Source organism: Endozoicomonas sp. SESOKO2, from assembly GCF_024606245.1.
Classification (GTDB): Bacteria; Pseudomonadota; Gammaproteobacteria; order Pseudomonadales; family Endozoicomonadaceae; genus Endozoicomonas_A.
In genome coordinates this window covers 1-1,571 of sequence record NZ_JAHHPQ010000041.1, presented here as the reverse complement: position 1 = coordinate 1,571, position 1,571 = coordinate 1, and the positions used below count along the sequence as shown (strand labels likewise).

The following is a 1,571-nucleotide window of genomic DNA, read 5'->3' as shown; positions in this document are numbered from 1 at the left end:
GCTGTCGTCATCGTGTGCCTGTTTTTATTGCTTTTTGTCGTTATTTTGGGATTCCCTCTCGAGAAATTGGCAACGCTATCCACAGCTTTGCCGAGTATTCCCCGGATGGAGGCCAAACCTGGAAATCAGTGGATTTAGGTGGGGCGCCTATAGAGAAAACAAAAATCACATCTAATTTCCGGCCCACCAGAAAGGTCGCTGGTTCCAGCAGTGACTCCAAGAAGATTAAGGCTCTCCTGAAGGCTCTTCTGAAAGGGGCTGACTTGGCAGAGCAGCAAACTCTGGCTAAAGCCTGTGGCATGAGCCTGGAGGAACTGAACAAAACCCTTGAGAAAAACAGTGCATTACCAGAGACGAATCTAAGTATTTCCGAAATGGTCAGGAACCTTTGGAAGGAAAACAATTTAACCAGTTTTCACATGGGAACCTCAATCATAGAGGCATTGGGAACAAAAGCATTGACCGACCTCAAGATAGATTTTGAACAGATGTCGCTGGCAGTAAATCAAATATTGTCCGACGGTGATGAATATCAGGTCATTAAACTACTCAAGTCACTCCGTTCAAAAATAAATGATCAGGCCGAAGCAAACGCTGACAAGTGGCTGCTTTCAACGGTGGACATACTGCAAGACATTGACTTGGCCAAGCCTTCGGTTATCCGCTTTGCCCTTAATGCCATGGAATTGGGTTGGCTGGATCCAGTGCAGAACTATCAGTGCCAAATGATGGGATTCGATAAACTTCATCAGCTATTGGTGCGCCTGGAAGGGGTCTGTGAACTGAAGGTTAAAGCCGCTGATTGCCTGAAAAACTGTTATACGAAATTATTTTCCAGGGAAAAAAATAATTGTGTATGGAAGTTGGCTAGTAGAAACTTCCAAAAGACTAAAGGTAGTTCCATACTCGTCACTCATTGTCATGATGGGTTTTCGCAATTCTTTGAAGATAAAATTGTCAATCGATCTTTACAGAACACCTGGACGTTCGATCCTGAGGGCATTCCGAATATAGAACGAATGCTGGCACACCACCCTGCGTTTCCGAAGTTAGTCTCGGGCAAGGCAAGCCACCGTCCGGTCATTATCCTTGGGCAAGTTTCCTGGGACACCACAGTGATTAATAAAAAGGTCGATGCTCTGTTGCAAATAAATGCTGATTATGACCTGTTTTTGAAGGATTTATTGGAAAAGTCCTTTCGGGCGTCAGAGCAGGATCTTCAGCTTTTAAATGCTTTAATAGACAGATACGAGCAAGCGCTTCAGCGGGCCTTCTGTCATTACCTGTATGAAGTGACGCATTCGAAAGGCGGTTGCTTAACGTATTGTTGGGCCGACGCTAACATCAGGACTACTGGCTATTACTTCACTAACAACTTTGGGGCTCGTCACCCATCCTCACCGGAACAGCTGTATGACATGATGTCTTTAATTGATAGCCCTTCCTGGTTTCAGGAATGCGTTAATGGTGCTTACTTAAGACAGGCACACAACGCCACTAACGCTCTGGTGCTCAAATCCGCTGAGCTGACAAAAATTGCCGAAGAGTTTTTGAACAGCGTGAATTTGAAT

General features: G+C 45.0%; 1 protein-coding gene. It reads left to right on the top strand.

All coding sequences use genetic code 11. The annotated features are described in order from the left end of the window. The coding region (locus tag KDK17_RS00980; RefSeq protein ID WP_257287144.1) for a hypothetical protein at positions 1 to 1,571 on the top strand (1,571 nt) is incomplete at both ends.